We start from the raw sequence: 16,700 nt of genomic DNA, 5'->3' as shown, positions 1-16,700 counted from the left end.
CAGTCCAATCCCTTGAAAAAGCCTTTCGAATTTTAGGCTTTTCATCTTCCCCGATCAGTCTTCCCTTCAGCCTCCCATGCCGGTGATCCCGGCTTCCCAGCCGAGAATGGCGCGTTTGCGGGTCAGGCCCCAGTGATAGCCGCAAAGCCCGCCGGTGCGTCCCAGCACCCGGTGGCAGGGCACGACAAAGGAAATCGGATTGCGCCCCACGGCCGAGCCCACCGCCCGCGCCGCGCTGGGTTTGCCAAGGCTGCGGGCAATGTCGGAATAGGTGGTCGCCTTGCCCATGGGGATCTTCAGCAGCGTGCGCCAGACGCGGATTTCAAAATCGCTGCCGATGAAGATGACCTTGAGCGGCGTGTCCTCAGACCAGCTGGCCGGATCAAACACCCGCGCCGCATAAGGCGCTGTTGCCACGTCATCCTCCACGAAGACGGCCGCAGGCCAGCGGCCGGACATGTCGGCAAAAGCGGAGGCTTCCTCGCCCTCATCGGCAAAGGCGAGCCCGGCAAGGCCCCGGTCGGTTGCCATGATCAGCACCTGGCCGAAGGGGCAGGGATGAAAGCCGTAGCGGATGGTGAGGCCCGCCCCGCGGTTGCGGTAATCACCCGGTGTCATCGCCTCGTGGGTGACGAAGAGATCATGCAGCCGCCCCGGCCCGGACAGCCCCACCTCATAGGAGGTTTCCAGAATGCTGGCGGCATCGCGCAAGAGGTCACGGGCATGATCCAGCGTGATCGCCTGCAGGAACTGCTTGGGCGTCAGCCCGGCCCAGCGCGAGAACACCCGCTGCAGCTGGATCGGCTGCAGCCCGGCCTCGCGGGCAAGATCTTCCAGTGCCGGCTGGTCCCGCCAGGTATCGGAAATGCGCTCCAGCGTCTGGCGGACGATGGCATAGTCCCGCGCGGCGGCTTCCCCCGTTTCGGGAACGGCGGCCGCCTCGCGTCCGGCAAGGTTCAGGTCGAAAAGCTGGGTCATGGCAACGGCAGGTCCGGTGATTGTCAGATCCCGACCCTAACCCCGGCCCTGCTGCCGCGCCACCCGATAAGCGAGCCTTCAGCCCGCCTTGCGGAAGCGGGCCGTTCGCGTGTCGGCCACATAAAGCTTTGCCCGCTCACCCGCTTCGGCCGCCAGTTCCGCGACCGACTGGTGGATGAAGCGGGCGGTTTCATCGCTCATCAGGTAGCTGAAGTTGAGCCGCGTCCAGCCGGGCTTCTCGATCTCGTCCCCGGCCTGGATCGAAACGCGCAGGCTTTCCGAGCGCGCCTGAGAGATGCCCAGCAGCCGGTGCGCATAAGGCCCGGCGCAGGCGCAGCCGCCACGGGCCTGAATGCCGTGGAAATCGGACAGCATGCGGGTGAAAAGTTGCGGATGCACCTGCGCACCCTGCCGGTCCAGCACCTGAAAGGCAAAGATGGGCAGCCGGTCCCGCTGATCCGCCGCCAGAATGCGCAAGGCAGGATGCCCGTCCCAGGCCGCGAAGGCCATGCGGGCCAGCTCCTTGTCGCGGGCGAGGATGAAATCGCAACCCACCGCATCCTTCACCGCAAAGGCGAGGCCCGCGCGGATATCACCCAGCACATTCGGCGTGCCTGCTTCTTCACGCGCGGCCAGCGAAGCGGAATAGTCATGCCCCCAGGGCGACACGAAAGACACCGTGCCGCCGCCCGGCCATGTGGGTTTATTGGCGCGCACCGCCGCATTGCGGATGATCAGGATGCCCGATGCCCCCGGCCCGCCGGGAAACTTGTGCGGCGACACCACCACCGCATCCTTGGCGCAGTCCGCCTCAGGCGCCATGGCAATGGGCAGGTAGGGGCCGCCGCCCGCATAGTCCCAGAGGGCGAGCGCGCCATGGCGCTTCAGCAGGCGGGTCACCGCATCCACATCCGTCAGGATACCGGTGACGTTGGAGGCGGCAGAAAAAGCGCCCAGCACCAGCGGCCGGTCCCTGAGGCGCAGAAGCTCGGCCTCCAGCACATCCATATCCGGCCCGCCTACAGGGGCTTCGGGAATCTCGATCACCTCCGCACCGCTCTCGCGCCAAGGCAGGATGTTGGAATGATGCTCATAGGGGCCGATGAGAACCGCCGGGCGGCCACCCTCCTGCCCTGCCCCGCCAAAGCCGAGCAGGCTGAGCGCCCGGTTGATGCCAGCCGTGGCGCCGGAGCCAGTGAAGATCACCGTGTAATTTTCATCCGCACCGGTGCTGCGCGCGATCTGTGCCCGCGCCTCGCGACGCAGCGTGGTCATCCGCGCCCCGCAATAGGAGGCCTCCGTGTGGCTGTTGGCATAATACGGCAGAACCTCGGCGAGGATGAACTCCTCCACCTGCCGCAGCGCCCGGCCCGAGGCGGTGTAATCCGCATAGGTGATCCTGCGCGGCCCGAAAGCGCCTTCGATCTCCGCCCCCTCCCCGATCAGCCCGGCGCTGAGCGCCTCGACGGGGCGGGAGGTGCGCAGGCTGCTCTGGAAGGCTTCAAGGCTCATCGGCATGGGATGGTTCCAACGGAAAAAGACTGATGCATCGAAAATTATGCGATCAGACTTGAGATATGTTCCCATATTTCACATCATTGCGCCTCATAGCCATGAATCTGTTCGACAAAGGCGCATGATGATTGATCAGTTCAACAAGGCCATCCTCAAGGCGCTGCAGGAGGATGGCAGCCTGACCCAGCGCGAATTGTCGGAGAAGGTCCATCTGTCGCCCAACGCCTGCTGGAACCGCATTCAGGCGCTGAAGAAGGACGGCGTGATCACCGGCCAGACGGTGCAGCTTGACCGCACCCGGCTGGGCCTTGATCTGGTCGTCTTCGTGATGATCCGCACCCGCCACCATTCGGCGGAATGGCTGGATATTTTCCGGCGCCACGTGGTGCAGATCCCGGAAGTCATCGACTTCTTCCGCATCGGCGGCGACTATGACTACATGCTGAAAGTCGTCACCCGCGACATGGCCAGCTACGACGCCGTCTACCGCCGCCTGATCTCCGGCGTGGAACTGGACAGCGTCACGTCCTACTTCGCCATGGAAGCCATCGAGGAGCAACGCCCCCTGCCAGTGCGGGAGACGAAGGAGCGGTGAAGGCGGGCAGTCTTTGGTGTAAACGTCAGAGGCTGACGCTCTCAAGCCAGGCCTGGAACATCAGGACAATCCAGAGCTGGTGCGACCAGTCGCGGCGCCCCGAGAGATGCTCCCGCCATGTCCGGCGGACAAGCCCTGCGTCGAGATAGCCTTCGCTCTCAAGCCGATCCTCTTTCAGCAGGGCCTCGGCCCAGTCCCGCAAGGGGCCACGCAGCCAGTTGTCCACCGGAACGGCAAAGCCCATCTTGGGCCGTTCCACCAGAGCCGGCGGCACGTGCCGGTTAAGAACGCGCCGCAGCAGCCATTTGCCTTCGCCATTGCGGATCTTGCGGTCGAGCGGCTGGCGCCACGCGAATTCCACCACCCCGTGATCCAGCAGCGGCACGCGTGTTTCCAGCGAGTTGGCCATGGCGGCGCGGTCCACCTTGGCCAGAATGTCATCGGGCAGATAACCGGTCTGGTCGAGGAGCATCATCTGCTCGGGCAGGCTGCCGCCGCCCGCCTGCAAGCCTCCGGCGGAGGTGAGCGCAGGTTCAGTGCCGCCCCTGACCAGAGCCTGCGGCTCCTGCCAGCGGGAGATGAGCCGCCGGTAGAGATCTTCCGGGTTCCGCGCTCCGGCAAGGCCCGCGAGCTTGTGGATCTTTGCGCCCGGAGCGGATTGACGCAGCGCCCGTGGCAGCAGGGGGGAGGCAAGGGAGAAGAGCCTGTCCCAGCCATGCGGCGGCACCCCTTGCAGCGCCGCTCCGCCTGCCGACCGCAGTCCGGCCGGCATGCCGCCAAGCCTGCGCCAGAGGCTGGCGCCCCAGGTGTAGCGGTTATAGCCGCCGAAAAGCTCGTCTCCCGCATCACCCGAGAGGCTGACCGTCACGTGGCGGCGGGCCAGCGCCGAGACCAGAAACACCGGGATCTGAGATACATCGGCGAAGGGCTCGTCATAGATCTGCGGCAGGCGCGGGATCACATCCATCGCCTCGCGGGCATTGACATAAAGCTCCGTGTGATCGCAGCCCAGATGCTGCGCCACGGCCTTTGCATGCACGGCCTCATCATATCCGGCTTCATGGAAGCCGATGGTGAAGGTCTTCACGGGCCGGGTGGAGTGGGCCTGCATCAGGGCAGTAATGGTGGTGGAATCAATGCCGCCGGAGAGGAATGCGCCCAGGGGCACATCGGCCACCATCTGCCTGGCAACCGCCTGAGACAAAAGCCGGTCAAGCGTCGCGATGGCCTCCTCATCGCTCATGCCGCTGTCCTGCGGCTGGGCTGCGGCGGCCTGCGCGCTCCAGTAGGTCTCCGCCTGCGGCGGTGTGCCGGGTGCTGCGGCCTGCGCCAGCACCGCAAATGTGCCGGGCATCAGCTTGAAGATGCCCTGATAGATCGTGTGGGGCGCAGGCACATAGCCGAGCCGCATGAACTGCGTCAGCGCGTTCCGGTCTACCGGCGCCTGAAAGTCCTGATGGGCCCTGAGCGCCTTGAGCTCCGAGCCGAAGAGAAAGCTACCGCCCTGCCAGCCGTAATAAAGCGGCTTTTCGCCCAGCCGGTCGCGGCCCAGGGTCAGCGTCCGGGCCTGCCGGTCCCAGAGGGCAAAGGCGAACATGCCGGTAGACCGTTCCAGTGCCGCACGTACACCCCAGGCAGCGAGGGCCGCGAGAAGGGTCTCCGTATCGGAATGCCCACGCCATTGCGGTGCCGTGCCTGCACGGTCCAGGCTCTCGCGCAGATCCTGATGATTGTAGATCTCACCATTGAAGACGATGACGAAGCGGCCGCAGGCGGAGAACATCGGCTGATGCCCGGCGGCCGACAAATCGATGATGGACAGGCGCGCCTGCGCCAGAGCGATGCCGTCATCCGCCCAGACACCATTGTCATCCGGTCCGCGATGGTGCAGGCAGCCGATCATGGACTGGGCGGCCGCCCGGGAGGCATCGCCTCCCGCTGTCAAGTTCATCAGTCCCGCAATGCCGCACATGCCTGTGATCCATCCTGCCGCTTTCTGCTTTTCCTACAACGGCTGCGGCCTTTGTCAAAGGTGCGATGGGGAGCCGGAACAGGCGGCCAGACAGGCCCGGTCAGCAGGTGTGCCACGGCAGCAATACATGATACATGGAAAAAGCGGGCATCTTCCTTGTTGTCGTTGTGGCCATGCATCGTGTAAACGACTGCAGGTTTCCTGAGCAGATATGAGACGCGCCGCCCCGGTGGCAGGCGCCCGGAACAACGGATCGAACCTTGCAGAAAAAAGCACTCATCACTGGCGTGACCGGACAGGACGGCGCCTATCTCGCCGAACTTCTCCTCTCCAAGGGCTATTCCGTCTGGGGTGTGAAGCGCCGGTCATCCTCGTTCAATACGGGACGTATCGACCATCTCTACAAGGATGTGCACGAGTCCGAGACGCAGTTCCGCCTTGTCTATGGCGACATGACGGATTCGACCAACCTCATCCGCATCATTCAGGAAATCCAGCCGGACGAGATCTACAACCTCGCCGCCCAGAGCCATGTGCAGGTCAGTTTCGAAACGCCGGAATACACCGCCAACGCGGATGCCATCGGCACGCTGCGCATTCTCGAAGCAATCCGCCTGCTGAAGCTGGAAGGCAAGACCCGCTTCTACCAGGCCTCGACCTCCGAGCTCTATGGCAAGGTGCAGGAGACGCCGCAGAAGGAAACCACTCCCTTCTATCCGCGCAGCCCCTATGCCGCCGCCAAGCTCTATGCCTACTGGATCACGGTGAACTACCGCGAGGCCTATGGCATGCACGCCTCGAACGGCATCCTGTTCAACCACGAAAGCCCGATCCGCGGCGAGACCTTCGTGACCCGCAAGATCACCCGCGCCGTGGCCGCGATCGAACTGGGCCAGCAGAAGAGCCTCTATCTCGGCAACCTCGACGCCAAGCGCGACTGGGGCCATGCCCGCGATTACGTCGAAGGCATGTGGCGGATCATGCAGCAGGACGAGCCGGACGACTATGTGCTGGCCACGGGTGAAACCCATTCCGTGCGCGAATTCGTGGAACTGGCTTTTGGTGAGCTCGGCCGCACCATCGTCTGGAAGGGCGAAGGCGTGGACGAGGTCGGCCTCGACAGCAAGACCGGCGCCGAGCTGGTGAAGATCGACCCGCGCTATTTCCGCCCGACCGAGGTGGATCTGCTGCTGGGTGATCCCTCCAAGGCGAAGGCAAAGCTTGGCTGGCAGCATACGACGCCGTTCCATGACCTTGTGAAGGAAATGGTGGCGAGCGATCTCGAAGAGGCCCGCCGCACTGCGGGAAGCCAGCCGGCCGGGGTCTGACACATGGCGCGGATCTTCGTCACCGGCGCATCGGGCATGGTCGGGCGCAACCTGCTGGACCGTCTTGAAGGGACGGGCCACGAGGTGCTCGCTCCATCAAGTGCCAGCGTGAACCTGCTGGATCAGGCCGCCGTTCTTGAATGGTTGCGGGCGAACAGGCCGGATGTGGTCGTCCACTGCGCCGGCCATGTGGGCGGCATCCAGGCCAACATCCGCGAGCCAGTGGCCTTCCTGACCCGCAATCTGGCGATGGGGCAGAACCTGCTCCTGGCCGCCCGCGATGCGGGCGTAAAGACGGTGCTGAACCTCGGCAGCTCCTGCATGTATCCGCGCAACAGCCCGGACGCCTTGCGTGAGGAAGACGTGCTGAGCGGCACGCTGGAGCCGACGAACGAGGGCTATGCGCTGGCCAAATGCGTCACCGCCCGCCTGTGCAGCTACATGCGTGCGGAAGATCCGGCGCTGCACTACAAGACGCTGATCCCCTGCAACCTTTACGGCCGCTACGACAAGTTCAACCCGAAGGTCTCGCATCTGGTGCCGGCGGTGATCCGCAAGCTGCACGTGGCGCGGATGACGGGTCAGCGCGAGGTGGAGATCTGGGGTGACGGCACGGCGCGCCGCGAGTTCATGTTCGCAGGCGATCTGGCCGAAGCTATCCTGTTCTGCCTTGACCGCGTCGAAGCGCTGCCCGGCGACCTGAACATCGGCATCGGCACGGACCTGTCCGTCCGCGACTATTACGAAGCCGCTGCCGATGTCATCGGCTATGATGGCAGCTTCGTCTTTGACACATCCCGGCCTGTGGGCATGATGCGCAAGCTGCTGGATGTTTCCCGCCAGCGGGATCTTGGCTGGACCCCGCGCACGGAGCTGCGCGAGGGCATCCGCCAGACCTATGAGTATTTCCTGAAACTGGATGACGCAAATGACCTATCCGCTGGCTAATTCGAGCTGGGATGAAGAGGAATACGCCGCGATCCGCAGCGTGACGGAATCGGGCATGTTCTCGATGGGCCCGCGCGTGGCCGAGTTCGAGCAGGCCTTTGCGGACTGGTGCGGCAGCAAATACTGCGTCATGGTCAATTCCGGCTCCTCAGCCAATCTGGTGATGGTGGGCGCGCTGCGTTACCGCAAGGATGCGCCGCTGCTGCCGGGTGCGGAAGTCATCGTGCCGGCCGTGTCCTGGAGCACGACCTATTATCCGCTCTACCAGTACGGCCTGAAGCTGCGCTTCGTGGATGTGGACATCAACACGCTGAACTATGACCTCGACCAGCTGGCACGGGCGATCACCCCGGCGACGCGGGCGATCATGGTGGTGAACCTTCTGGGCAATCCCAACGATTTTGCCCGCATCCGCCAGATCATCGGTGACCGGCAGATCGACATCATCGAGGACAACTGCGAGTCCATGGGCGCCACCTTCGAGGGCCGTCAGGCGGGCACGCATGGCATCATGGGCACGTTCAGCGCCTTCTTCAGCCACCACATTTCCACCATGGAAGGCGGTATGGTGGTGACGGATGACGAGGAGCTGTACCACATCCTGCTGGCGCTGCGCGCCCATGGCTGGACGCGGAACCTGCCGAAGGTCAACAAGATCACCACGCCGAAGAGCGATGACGCCTTCACGGAATCCTTCCGTTTCGTGCTGCCGGGCTACAACCTGCGTCCGCTGGAAATGAGCGGCGCCATCGGTCTTGCGCAGTTGCGCAAGCTGCCAAACCTTGTCGCCGAGCGCCGCAAGAATGCCGAAGGCTTCAAGGCTGTTCTGGCGGACTTCCCCTTCCTGCGCACGCAGCAGGAAATCGGCGAAAGCAGCTGGTTCGGATTCTCCATGCTGGTAGGGCCGGATGCGCCCGTCAGCCGCGAAGACCTGATCGCCGCCTTCAACCGTCACAAGATCGATGTACGGCCGATCGTGGCGGGCAACTTCGCCAAGAACGAGGTTCTGCGCTGGTTCGACTACTCCATCAGCGGCAACCTGCCGAATGCGGAGATCATCGACAGCTCGGGCCTGTTCATCGGCAACCATCATTATCCGCTCGATCAGGAATTCGCGCTGCTGCGGCAGGCGCTTGACGATGCGGTGGCAACGGCGGCCAATAGCTGAGGCCAGGCCCAGAAACCGGAAGCGAACCGATGCCCGACACGCCTGCAGATCACGGCGCAACCCGCGTCGTGATCCGTCCACGGACTCGCCACACGATTGCCGACAGCATCCATGATGTCTGGTCGAACCGGGACATCGCCTGGACGCTGGCCTTGCGCGAAATCCAGATCCGCTACAAGCAGTCGGTCGTCGGCGTGGCCTGGGCGGTGATGCAGCCGCTGGTGACGACGGTGATCTTCACGCTCATTTTCGGCTTTCTGGCGAAGATCCCGGCCGATGGCGTGCCCTATCCGGTGTTTGTCCTGTCCGGTCTGCTGTTCTGGCAGTATTTCAGCAAGGTGGTGGTGGAATCCTCCGGCTCCCTCGTCAAGAACGAGGGCATCATCACCAAGGTGTTCTTTCCCCGGCTGATCCTGCCGCTGGTGCCGGCGCTCTCTGCCGCTGTGGAGCTTGGCATATCTCTGGCCATCCTGCTGGTGCTGATGCTGATCTATGGCGTGGCTCCCACGCCTTATGTGGTGCTGTTGCCCCTGCTGCTGCTCTTCGGCGGGCTGCTGGGCTATGGCATCGGGCTGATGCTGTCGCCCATCAACGCCATCTACCGGGACATCAGCATTGCCCTGCCCTTCTTCGTGCAGATCGGCATGTATCTAACGCCGGTGATCTATCCGGTCAGCTTCGTGCCGCAGGCCTGGCAGTGGCTCTTCCTGCTCAATCCGGTGGCGACGCTGCTGGACACGGCCCGCGCGGTCCTGCTGGGCAGCCCGTTCCCGTCCCTCACGGCCTATGGCATCCTGCTGGTCTGGACCGCCCTCATCTTCACCCTCGGCTTCCGGACCTTCCGCAAGCTTGAGCCGGCCATTGTTGACAGGATCTGACGCATGGCGCCCATCATCAGTGTCAACGGCATCGGCAAGAAATACAGGCTGAACGGATCAGGCCCCGCGCATGACACCTTGCGTGACATGCTGGCCTCCCTCGTCTCCCGCAAGCGCCCCGAACCGGCGGCAGAGACGGCCCCGGCCGGGCCGCGCGAATTCTGGGCGCTGAAGGATGTCAGCTTCGACGTGAACGAGGGCGAAGTCGTCGGCATCGTCGGACGCAACGGCGCCGGCAAGAGCACGCTGCTGAAGATCCTCTCGCGCATCACCACGCCGACCGCCGGCGAGGCCATCCTCAACGGCCGGGTGGGCTCGCTGCTGGAAGTGGGCACCGGCTTTCATCCGGAGCTGACCGGCCGGGAGAACGTCTATTTCAACGGCACGATCCTTGGCCTCAGGAAGCACGAGATCAAGGCGCGCTTTGACGAGATCGTCGCCTTCTCCGGCATCGAGGCCTTCATCGACACGCCGATCAAGCGCTATTCCAGCGGCATGAAGATGCGCCTCGCCTTCTCGGTGGCGGCGCATCTGGAACCGGAGATCATGATCATCGACGAGGTACTGGCCGTCGGTGACGTGGATTTCCAGAATAAGTGCCTCGGCAAGATGCGCGACGTCGCCAGCGCCGGGCGCACGGTGCTGTTCGTCTCGCACAACATGAGCGCCGTCCGGCAGCTATGCTCGCGCATCGTCTGGCTATCCGGCGGCAGTTTGCAGATGGACACCCATGATGTGGATGACGGCTTGACCCGCTATACGCAGGCAGGAATCACCCAAGCTGACTGGCGGGCACAACTGCCGATCAGGCGGGACCACTTCACGGTTCACGACTTCCGGACATTTCTTGATGACCCCGAAAACGCTTCTGCCAGTTTTGGTGACGCGGACAGAGTCGGCGTTCTGATTGACGTTGATGTCCACACATACGTGCCACAGTTGAACTTTGGCATTCAGGTGCATGACGGGCTCGGCAATGCCCTGTTCTATTCACTCACGACTGATGGCGCACAAGAGGATTGGCCCGTGACGTCGGAAGGGCGGCACCGGCTTGTGGCCTATCTGCCCGCGCGTGTTCTCAATGCCGGCGACTACAATATCCGCCTCGTCGCCAGCCTGCATAACGAGCGCTGGCTTCTCGATCCTGAAGAAAGCGAAGCCGGAAGCCGGATCACCATCGAGTTCACGGGCCTGCGGTCTCCCTATTGGCGTACGCGCCGTCCCGGTCTGATCGGTCCGCAGCTTGATTGGCGGAGGCTCTAGGGATGTCCGCAGTGCCAGTCATTTCCTTTGTCACGCCATGCTACAACCGGAGCAGCTTTCTTGTCCGCTGCATAGAGAGCATTCCAGAGGCTTTTCGTGGGCAGGTGGAGCATATCATAGTGGATGGCGGGTCGACGGATGGCAGCATTGAATTGATCCGCAGGTATCCGCATGTCCGCCTTCTGAGTGAGCCGGATGAAGGTCTCTATGATGCCGCCAACAAGGGCATCCGCATGGCGCGGGGCCGGTATACCGGCTTCCTTGCGACGGATGATTTTATCTCGGCATCTTTCTTTGACCGGTTTCTCCGGCCGGATGGCGAGTGGACTTCTGGCGCGCCGGTTCTGACATTTGATTTTCTCAATCATACGGGCGATACACAGCGGCACTGCTCTGCCTCCCCGTTTGACCTTGAAGGCGTCTTCCATGGCCGAACACCTCTCTTTTCTATGCTGGTGAGGCGGGACATTCTGACGGACCTTGGGGGCTTTGATACCTCCTACAGGATTGCCGGTGATTTTGAGTTGAACTTACGGCTTGCCCGCCTTGGTGTGGAGGCTCATCCATCATCCTATCCGATGCAGAACTTTTGGATGCATGAAGACTCACTGACCGGCCATTCGAGAAACGGGCGGGAACGGGAGTATAACGAGCTTATCCGAATCATATTTTCTTGCCTGCCTTCTTTGGCTGGAAAGCCGGGCTTTTTGCATCTTGCCCGGGAGCGCGTCGCCGAGGTCGCAAAGCATTTCTACCGGACCAGAGGTCTGAAACCTGTTTTGTCCAACTGGCGATTGATGAGCCTCATTGTCGTCATGGGGATAGACTTCAGGTGAGCACCACCTGCCGATAAAATCCAGAATATTTGGGCCGGAGATACGAGGGTGGCGTTCTACAAATGAAGACAGATTTGCCGCTTGTACGCGCCGCTTTTGTTACAAGTCACACGAAGTGGCCATGGAAACGGCAGCTTCCCGAAGGCCAGGACACAGTGCAAGGTGTTCAGTTCTTCGTGCCGGTCGAACAGGCGGATGTTGTCTTTGTGTATGATGCCTTGCCCGTCGCGCGCCTTGCCGTGCCTGCCCGCGCACTCAAGGTTTTCGTCTGTTCCGAGCCTGAAAACGTCAAGCGTTACAATGAGGCCTTTCTGGCTCAGTTCGATGTGGTGATCACATCCGACCGGCAGACGCCGCATCCGAACAGGGTGTTTGTCCAGGCAGGGCTTCCATGGCATGCAGGCAGCATGACGGATGACGGCAAGCTTTTGCCGGACCCCATGAGCTTTGAGGAGTTCGAGCGGCATGATCCGGTGAAGACACGGCTCGTTTCTGTCGTCTCGTCGGACAAGGCCTTTACTGAAGAGCATCGGGCGCGGCTTGCCTTTGTTGCAAAGCTCAAGGAGGCTCTTGGGGATCTGGTTGACGTTTTTGGCCGGGGCATTGCGGATTTTGCAGACAAGCGGGATGTTCTGGATGCTTACCGGTATCATATCGCGCTGGAGAACTGCGCGATTGATGATTACTGGACTGAGAAACTTGCAGATCCGTTTCTGACTTTAACCTTCCCGATTTACCATGGGCGCCCCAATATTCTGGAATATTTTCCGGAAAGCTCGTTGCGTCGTATAGATATATACAAACCTGATAGGGCAATCGAAATAATAAATGAAGTTATAAGGTCGGATATATATGAAAAGAGCAAGGATGCGTTGATTGAGTCGCGCAAGAAGGTAATGACGGAACATAATATATTTTATTTACTTTCGAGAGTCGCTATAGATCATCATAAATTACTCGTCGAAAACTCAGCGAGAACTCGTGTCATTTATCGGGAAATTAAATTTTTTAAATTTCCAGTTCGCTTGCGATTGGAAGTTTTGGAGTTGTTGGAAGATCTGCCTGCTTTGATCAAGTTTATTCGCGCTGTGAAAAGGCGCTTGCGCCGATGAGTGGGGATGGCATGATCGAACGGATGCCGGGCATCGACGTCATCATTCCGGTGTTCAATGGTGAGGCCTATATCGAGGCAGCGATTCAGTCTGTTTGCCGCCAAACCTTGCCACCGGAACGCATTATTGTCGTCGACGACGGTTCAACGGATGGAACCGGGGCGCTGATGGCAAGGCTGTCTGAGCAAGATGCCAGAGTGCTTTGTCTTTCCCGCGCGAATGCCGGCGTCTCCGCTGCCCGCAACGCAGGCATTGCGGCCTCGTCGGCGCCGTTCATTGCGTTTCTGGATGCGGATGACATCTGGCTACCGGAGAAGCTGGAGCGGCAGATGGAGGCTTTCGAGCGCGGCGGGCCCGAGACCGGCTTCGTGCATTCATCCTACTTTTTCATCGATGCACAGGACGGGCGCCTGTCAGACCGCAATGTGGTGCCGCCGAAGCAGCGCGGCGACATCTTCATGCCGCTGCTGCTGGAAGGCTATGTCCTGTCCGGCTCTGCCTCCAGCGTCATGGTGCGCCGGGATGTTCTGGACAGGGCAGGTCATTTCGATGAGCGGCTGTTCCATGGCGAGGACTGGGATCTTTGGATCAGGCTTGCCCGCATCAGCAAGGTCGATTTCACCCCCGAGGCCGTGGTTGGCATCCGGGTGCATGACCAGAGCGCACAGCGCCGTCCCGCGCCGGAGCGCGCCATCCGGTTTTTCCGTCAGCACATGCTGGTCTATTCAAAGTGGGAAGAGCTGATCGGCGGGGACCGGCGCTTCCGTGAGAGCCTGCGGCAGCGGGCGGTGGATGCGGTGCTTCCGGTCCTGCGCACTCCGTCGGAGGCGGCGGCCTTCTACCGCAGCCTTGCGGCGGATGAGAGCGCGCTGGCCCGCTCGATCTTTCGCAATGCCCTGCATTTCTGGCTTGAAGTAGGCTCGGCAGTTCTTGGTATTCTATGGCGGCGCATGAAGCGCAAGGCGGGGCTGAATGAGCGGTAATTCTGGCAAGAACGGCACGGTAGCCATCCGCCTGCTGGGTGGGCTTGGGAACCAGATGTTCCAGTATGCGGGCGCGCTGGGGCTGGCGGAGCGGCAGGGCAGGGCCCTGCTGCTGGATGTGTCCGCCTTTGAGGCCTACAAGGCCTGGCCCTATCAGTTGGACTGCCTGAAGGTGCCGCAGGATCTTTACACCGGCGCGCCGCTGGCCGGGCCTGTCTCCGCCTCGCTGCCTGCCCGTGTAATCCGTAAGCTGAAAGGCGGCAGCAGCTTCCGCGAAGGCGTCTACCGGGAGCCGCATTTCCATTTTGATCCCTCGGTCTTCAGCCTGACGGGAGAGGAAATCCTGCTCGACGGCTATTTCCAGAGCCCGCGCTATTTCGAAGGCGCCGAGGCGCTGCTGCGCGAGCGGTTCCAGCCTAAAGCTCCGCTGACTGAGACAGCAGCCGGCTGGGCGGCGAGGATTGCCGCCTCTCCCTGCAGCGTTTCGCTGCATGTGCGCCGGGGCGACTATCTGACGGCGGCGGCCTCCGCCGTGCATGCGGCACTGGACCGGGGCTATTATGACCGGGCCGTCGCCCTGATGCAGAATCTGGCGGGGCCGGAGGCGGAGTTCTTCCTCTTTTCCGACGAGCCGGATTTCATCGCGGAGGCCTTTGCCGGCCTGCGGCGCGCCCATGTGGTGCGCTCCGATCCGTCTGCCCCCTGGGAAGACATGTTCCTGATGGCGCGCTGCCGCCACAACATCACGGCCAACAGCTCCTATTCCTGGTGGGGCGCCTGGCTGAACCCCGCCGAGGACAAGCGCGTCATCGCCCCGGCCCGCTGGTTCACCCCGGACAAGCTGGCCGGCTGCAACGTGCTCGACCTTTACCCCGATGACTGGATCCTGCTGAAATGAGCCAGAAGCCCGCCATCAGTGCCGTTCTGCCGGTCTACAACGGCGAAGCCTATGTGCGCGAGGCCGTGGAGAGCATTCTGGCGCAGACTTTCACGGACTTCGAGCTGATCATCATCAATGACGGCTCGACCGATGGCAGCGGTGCCATCCTGCGGGAGCTTGCCGCACGGGACCCGCGCATCGTGCTGGTGGAGCGGGCGAACGGCGGGCTTGTCTCGGCGCTGAACGAGGGTATCGAACGGGCGCAGGCCGGGCTCATCGCCCGTATGGACGCCGATGACGTGGCCATGCCCAAGCGCTTTGCCCTTCAGCATGCCCGGATGGAAGCCGAGCCGCAACTGGGTGTACTGGGCAGCTTCATCCGCATCATGGACAAGGCCGGCCGGACCATCCGTCTGGGGGACTATCCGGTCAGCGTGGCGGAGGCAGCGCGTTTCATGGAACATGGCTGTCCCGTGGCCCACCCCACCGTCATGATGCGGCGCGAGGCCGTGCTGAAGGCCGGAGGCTACCGCAAGCTCTTTTCCCATTGCGAAGACTATGACCTGTGGCTGCGCATCAGCGAGCTGGGCTATGGCATCGCCAACCTGCCGCAGCCCTTGTTGAACTACCGCATGCACGGCGCCAATGTGTCCGCTGTCCACAGGAATACGCAGGAACTGGGCACCATGGTCGCCCTGCTGGCGCACCGGGCCCGTGTGGCGGGCTTGGCCGACCCCACCGCCGGGGCGGAAAAGCTGCACGCGGGACTGATCGAGGCCGTTCCCGCGCATCTGCGCCAGGATGTGGAGGCCGCCCTCTTCGTGCTGCGCCACGCGCATCTGTCGCTCGCCGCCCGTGATGAGCTGGAGACAGCCTGGCAACACTACGGGCAGCTGAGCCCGCAGGCACGGCGCGAAACGGTGATGTGCGATTTTCTCATGCGGCTGCTCAATGGCGCGGTGCGCAACCGCAGCCATGGCCTTGCCTTTCGGGCCCTGGCCGAGGCCATGCGCCGGCATCCGCGGGCCACATGCGGCCTGCTGTGGCGCAAGGTGAAGGCACGGGTCAGGGTCTGACCCGGGGTGCAGGGGCATGGCGCAGTGTCCAGCCGGGCAGGGGAGAGAGCTTCAGCCTGGGGCTTGCGGCAAGGGAGCCGGCCATCAGCAGGGCGAAGGCCGCAAGGCGCTTTTCCCGCCAGGCCGATGCCGCCCTTTCATAGCGCAGATAGGCATTGGCCCGCCGCCGCAAAACCGCCTTGTCCTGCCGGTCCCTCGTGAGACCGGCAATGCGCAGGCTGATGGCATCTGCCGCCGCGCTGACAGCGGCAAGGCTGGTGTTGCTGCCCCGTTCAATGCCGGCTCCGGCCATGTCCTGCACCTTCAGCACAAAACCCGCCAGACCGATGCGCACGAACCACTCATAATCCTCAAGCCGCCGCAGGCTGCCATCCGCCCCGCCTGCGAGCCGCAGCACCTCCTGCCGGTTGAGGATGATGCAGGAGCCGGGCGAGAACCAGCAGCCACGGAAGAAATCCGCCGGCCCATGGGCGGGCAGGGGGACGCGCTCGCGCAGCACCGTGCCATCGGGAAGAGTGTCCTGCCAGCCGCAGCCATAGACCGTTCGTCCTTTTTCCGCCGTCCGGTCTTCCCCCTCCTGCAGAAAGTGCCAGCGCGGCCGCAGCGTGTCCGGCAGCAGCCAGTCGTCGCTGTCGAGGAAACTCACCCAGTCCGTGCGCGCCGCTTCAATCCCCGTGTTGCGCGCCTGCGCCGCCCCGCCATTGACCGGCTGGCGGATCAGCCGCACCCGGCCCGTTGCAGCCACCGCCTCCGGCAGCACAAGAGGTTCCGGCGAGGCATCATCAACGACGATGATCTCCTCCGGCAGCACGCCTTGCGCCAGAATGCTCGCCACCGCCCGTTCCAGTTTCTGCTGGCGGCCATAGGAGGGAATGACAAAGGTCAGCGGAATCGTTGCCGTCATGTTGGTCTCTGTTGCTGTACCGGCACTTGTGCGGGTTCCGGGCTGGAATTGTGGCAACGCCGTTCGGACATCCTGAGAATAGATGTCATCTTCCGATGTGCCTGACTTGCTGAAAAATGGCCAAGCCTGTGCGATCCCGAGCATCTCCAGGCGTGCCGTCTCAGCATCCCGAATGCCTTCATATAAAGGTGGGGGCTGACATAGATAGCTAGGAAAGGCTATTTTTGTCAGATGGTTAAGTTCAGGCGCCGGAGCAGGCTTCCG

Annotated in this window: 15 protein-coding genes; 11 read left to right on the top strand and 4 right to left on the bottom strand. The window is 62.6% G+C overall.

Annotated elements, in window-relative coordinates:
- Positions 1 to 66: 66 nt before the first annotated feature.
- Together ACVNHC_RS14990 and ACVNHC_RS14985 are read right to left on the bottom strand one after the other, a co-directional pair.
- Positions 67 to 978: a methylated-DNA--[protein]-cysteine S-methyltransferase gene (locus ACVNHC_RS14990; RefSeq protein ID WP_457167752.1), complete on the bottom strand. Its 912-nt coding sequence runs from the start codon at positions 976 to 978 to the stop codon at positions 67 to 69.
- 78 nt (positions 979 to 1,056) lie between these two features.
- The gene (locus tag ACVNHC_RS14985) at positions 1,057 to 2,496 is read right to left on the bottom strand and encodes an aminotransferase class V-fold PLP-dependent enzyme (RefSeq protein ID WP_457167750.1); all 1,440 of its coding nucleotides are present in this window, start codon (positions 2,494 to 2,496) and stop codon (positions 1,057 to 1,059) included.
- Between the two features lie 118 nt (positions 2,497 to 2,614).
- Here ACVNHC_RS14985 and ACVNHC_RS14980 point away from each other — a divergent pair, with 118 nt between their 5' ends.
- Positions 2,615 to 3,088 carry an Lrp/AsnC family transcriptional regulator gene (locus ACVNHC_RS14980; RefSeq protein WP_050473575.1) on the top strand — a complete coding sequence of 158 codons (474 nt, stop codon included), beginning with the start codon at positions 2,615 to 2,617 and terminating at the stop codon, positions 3,086 to 3,088.
- 25 nt (positions 3,089 to 3,113) lie between these two features.
- Here ACVNHC_RS14980 and asnB read toward each other — a convergent pair whose 3' ends face one another.
- Positions 3,114 to 5,060: an asparagine synthase (glutamine-hydrolyzing) gene (asnB, locus tag ACVNHC_RS14975; protein WP_457167748.1), complete on the bottom strand. Its 1,947-nt coding sequence runs from the start codon at positions 5,058 to 5,060 to the stop codon at positions 3,114 to 3,116.
- Between the two features lie 260 nt (positions 5,061 to 5,320).
- Here asnB and gmd point away from each other — a divergent pair, with 260 nt between their 5' ends.
- The 10 genes from gmd (at position 5,321) to ACVNHC_RS14925 (ending at position 15,532) form a co-directional block, all read left to right on the top strand.
- Complete coding sequence (gene gmd / locus ACVNHC_RS14970; protein WP_050473577.1) at positions 5,321 to 6,388, top strand: GDP-mannose 4,6-dehydratase; 1,068 nt, start codon at positions 5,321 to 5,323, stop codon at positions 6,386 to 6,388.
- A 3-nt stretch (positions 6,389 to 6,391) separates the two neighbouring features.
- Positions 6,392 to 7,336: a GDP-L-fucose synthase family protein gene (locus ACVNHC_RS14965; RefSeq protein WP_457167746.1), complete on the top strand. Its 945-nt coding sequence runs from the start codon at positions 6,392 to 6,394 to the stop codon at positions 7,334 to 7,336.
- Complete coding sequence (locus ACVNHC_RS14960; protein ID WP_050473579.1) at positions 7,317 to 8,504, top strand: DegT/DnrJ/EryC1/StrS family aminotransferase; 1,188 nt, start codon at positions 7,317 to 7,319, stop codon at positions 8,502 to 8,504. Before ACVNHC_RS14965 ends, ACVNHC_RS14960 begins: the two co-directional genes overlap by 20 nt.
- 29 nt (positions 8,505 to 8,533) lie before the next feature.
- On the top strand, positions 8,534 to 9,382 hold the full coding sequence (locus tag ACVNHC_RS14955; protein ID WP_050473580.1) for an ABC transporter permease: 849 nt from the start codon (positions 8,534 to 8,536) through the stop codon (positions 9,380 to 9,382).
- Between the two features lie 3 nt (positions 9,383 to 9,385).
- Positions 9,386 to 10,645, top strand: a complete 1,260-nt coding sequence (locus tag ACVNHC_RS14950; protein ID WP_457167743.1) for an ABC transporter ATP-binding protein — start codon at positions 9,386 to 9,388, stop codon at positions 10,643 to 10,645.
- Between the two features lie 2 nt (positions 10,646 to 10,647).
- Entirely contained in the window at positions 10,648 to 11,481 is an 834-nt protein-coding gene (locus ACVNHC_RS14945) for a glycosyltransferase (protein ID WP_457167741.1), read from the top strand.
- Positions 11,482 to 11,543: 62 nt separating this feature from the next.
- Complete coding sequence (locus ACVNHC_RS14940) at positions 11,544 to 12,593, top strand: glycosyltransferase family 10 domain-containing protein (protein ID WP_457167739.1); 1,050 nt, start codon at positions 11,544 to 11,546, stop codon at positions 12,591 to 12,593.
- 11 nt (positions 12,594 to 12,604) lie between these two features.
- Positions 12,605 to 13,576, top strand: coding sequence for a glycosyltransferase family 2 protein (locus tag ACVNHC_RS14935; protein WP_457167737.1), 972 nt, complete (start codon positions 12,605 to 12,607; stop codon positions 13,574 to 13,576).
- Complete coding sequence (locus ACVNHC_RS14930) at positions 13,566 to 14,474, top strand: alpha-1,2-fucosyltransferase (protein WP_457167735.1); 909 nt, start codon at positions 13,566 to 13,568, stop codon at positions 14,472 to 14,474. The genes ACVNHC_RS14935 and ACVNHC_RS14930 overlap by 11 nt, the downstream gene beginning before the upstream one ends.
- Positions 14,471 to 15,532 (top strand): glycosyltransferase family 2 protein, encoded by a 1,062-nt coding sequence (locus ACVNHC_RS14925; protein WP_457167733.1) that lies wholly within the window; start codon positions 14,471 to 14,473, stop codon positions 15,530 to 15,532. Before ACVNHC_RS14930 ends, ACVNHC_RS14925 begins: the two co-directional genes overlap by 4 nt.
- Here ACVNHC_RS14925 and ACVNHC_RS14920 read toward each other — a convergent pair.
- Positions 15,522 to 16,436 (bottom strand): glycosyltransferase family 2 protein, encoded by a 915-nt coding sequence (locus ACVNHC_RS14920; protein WP_457167731.1) that lies wholly within the window; start codon positions 16,434 to 16,436, stop codon positions 15,522 to 15,524. The two genes, ACVNHC_RS14925 and ACVNHC_RS14920, sit on opposite strands and share 11 nt — an antisense overlap.
- Positions 16,437 to 16,700: the final 264 nt, after the last annotated feature.

The organism is Pannonibacter sp. Q-1 (assembly GCF_054073275.1).
This window is presented reverse-complemented; position numbering and strand designations above follow the sequence as displayed.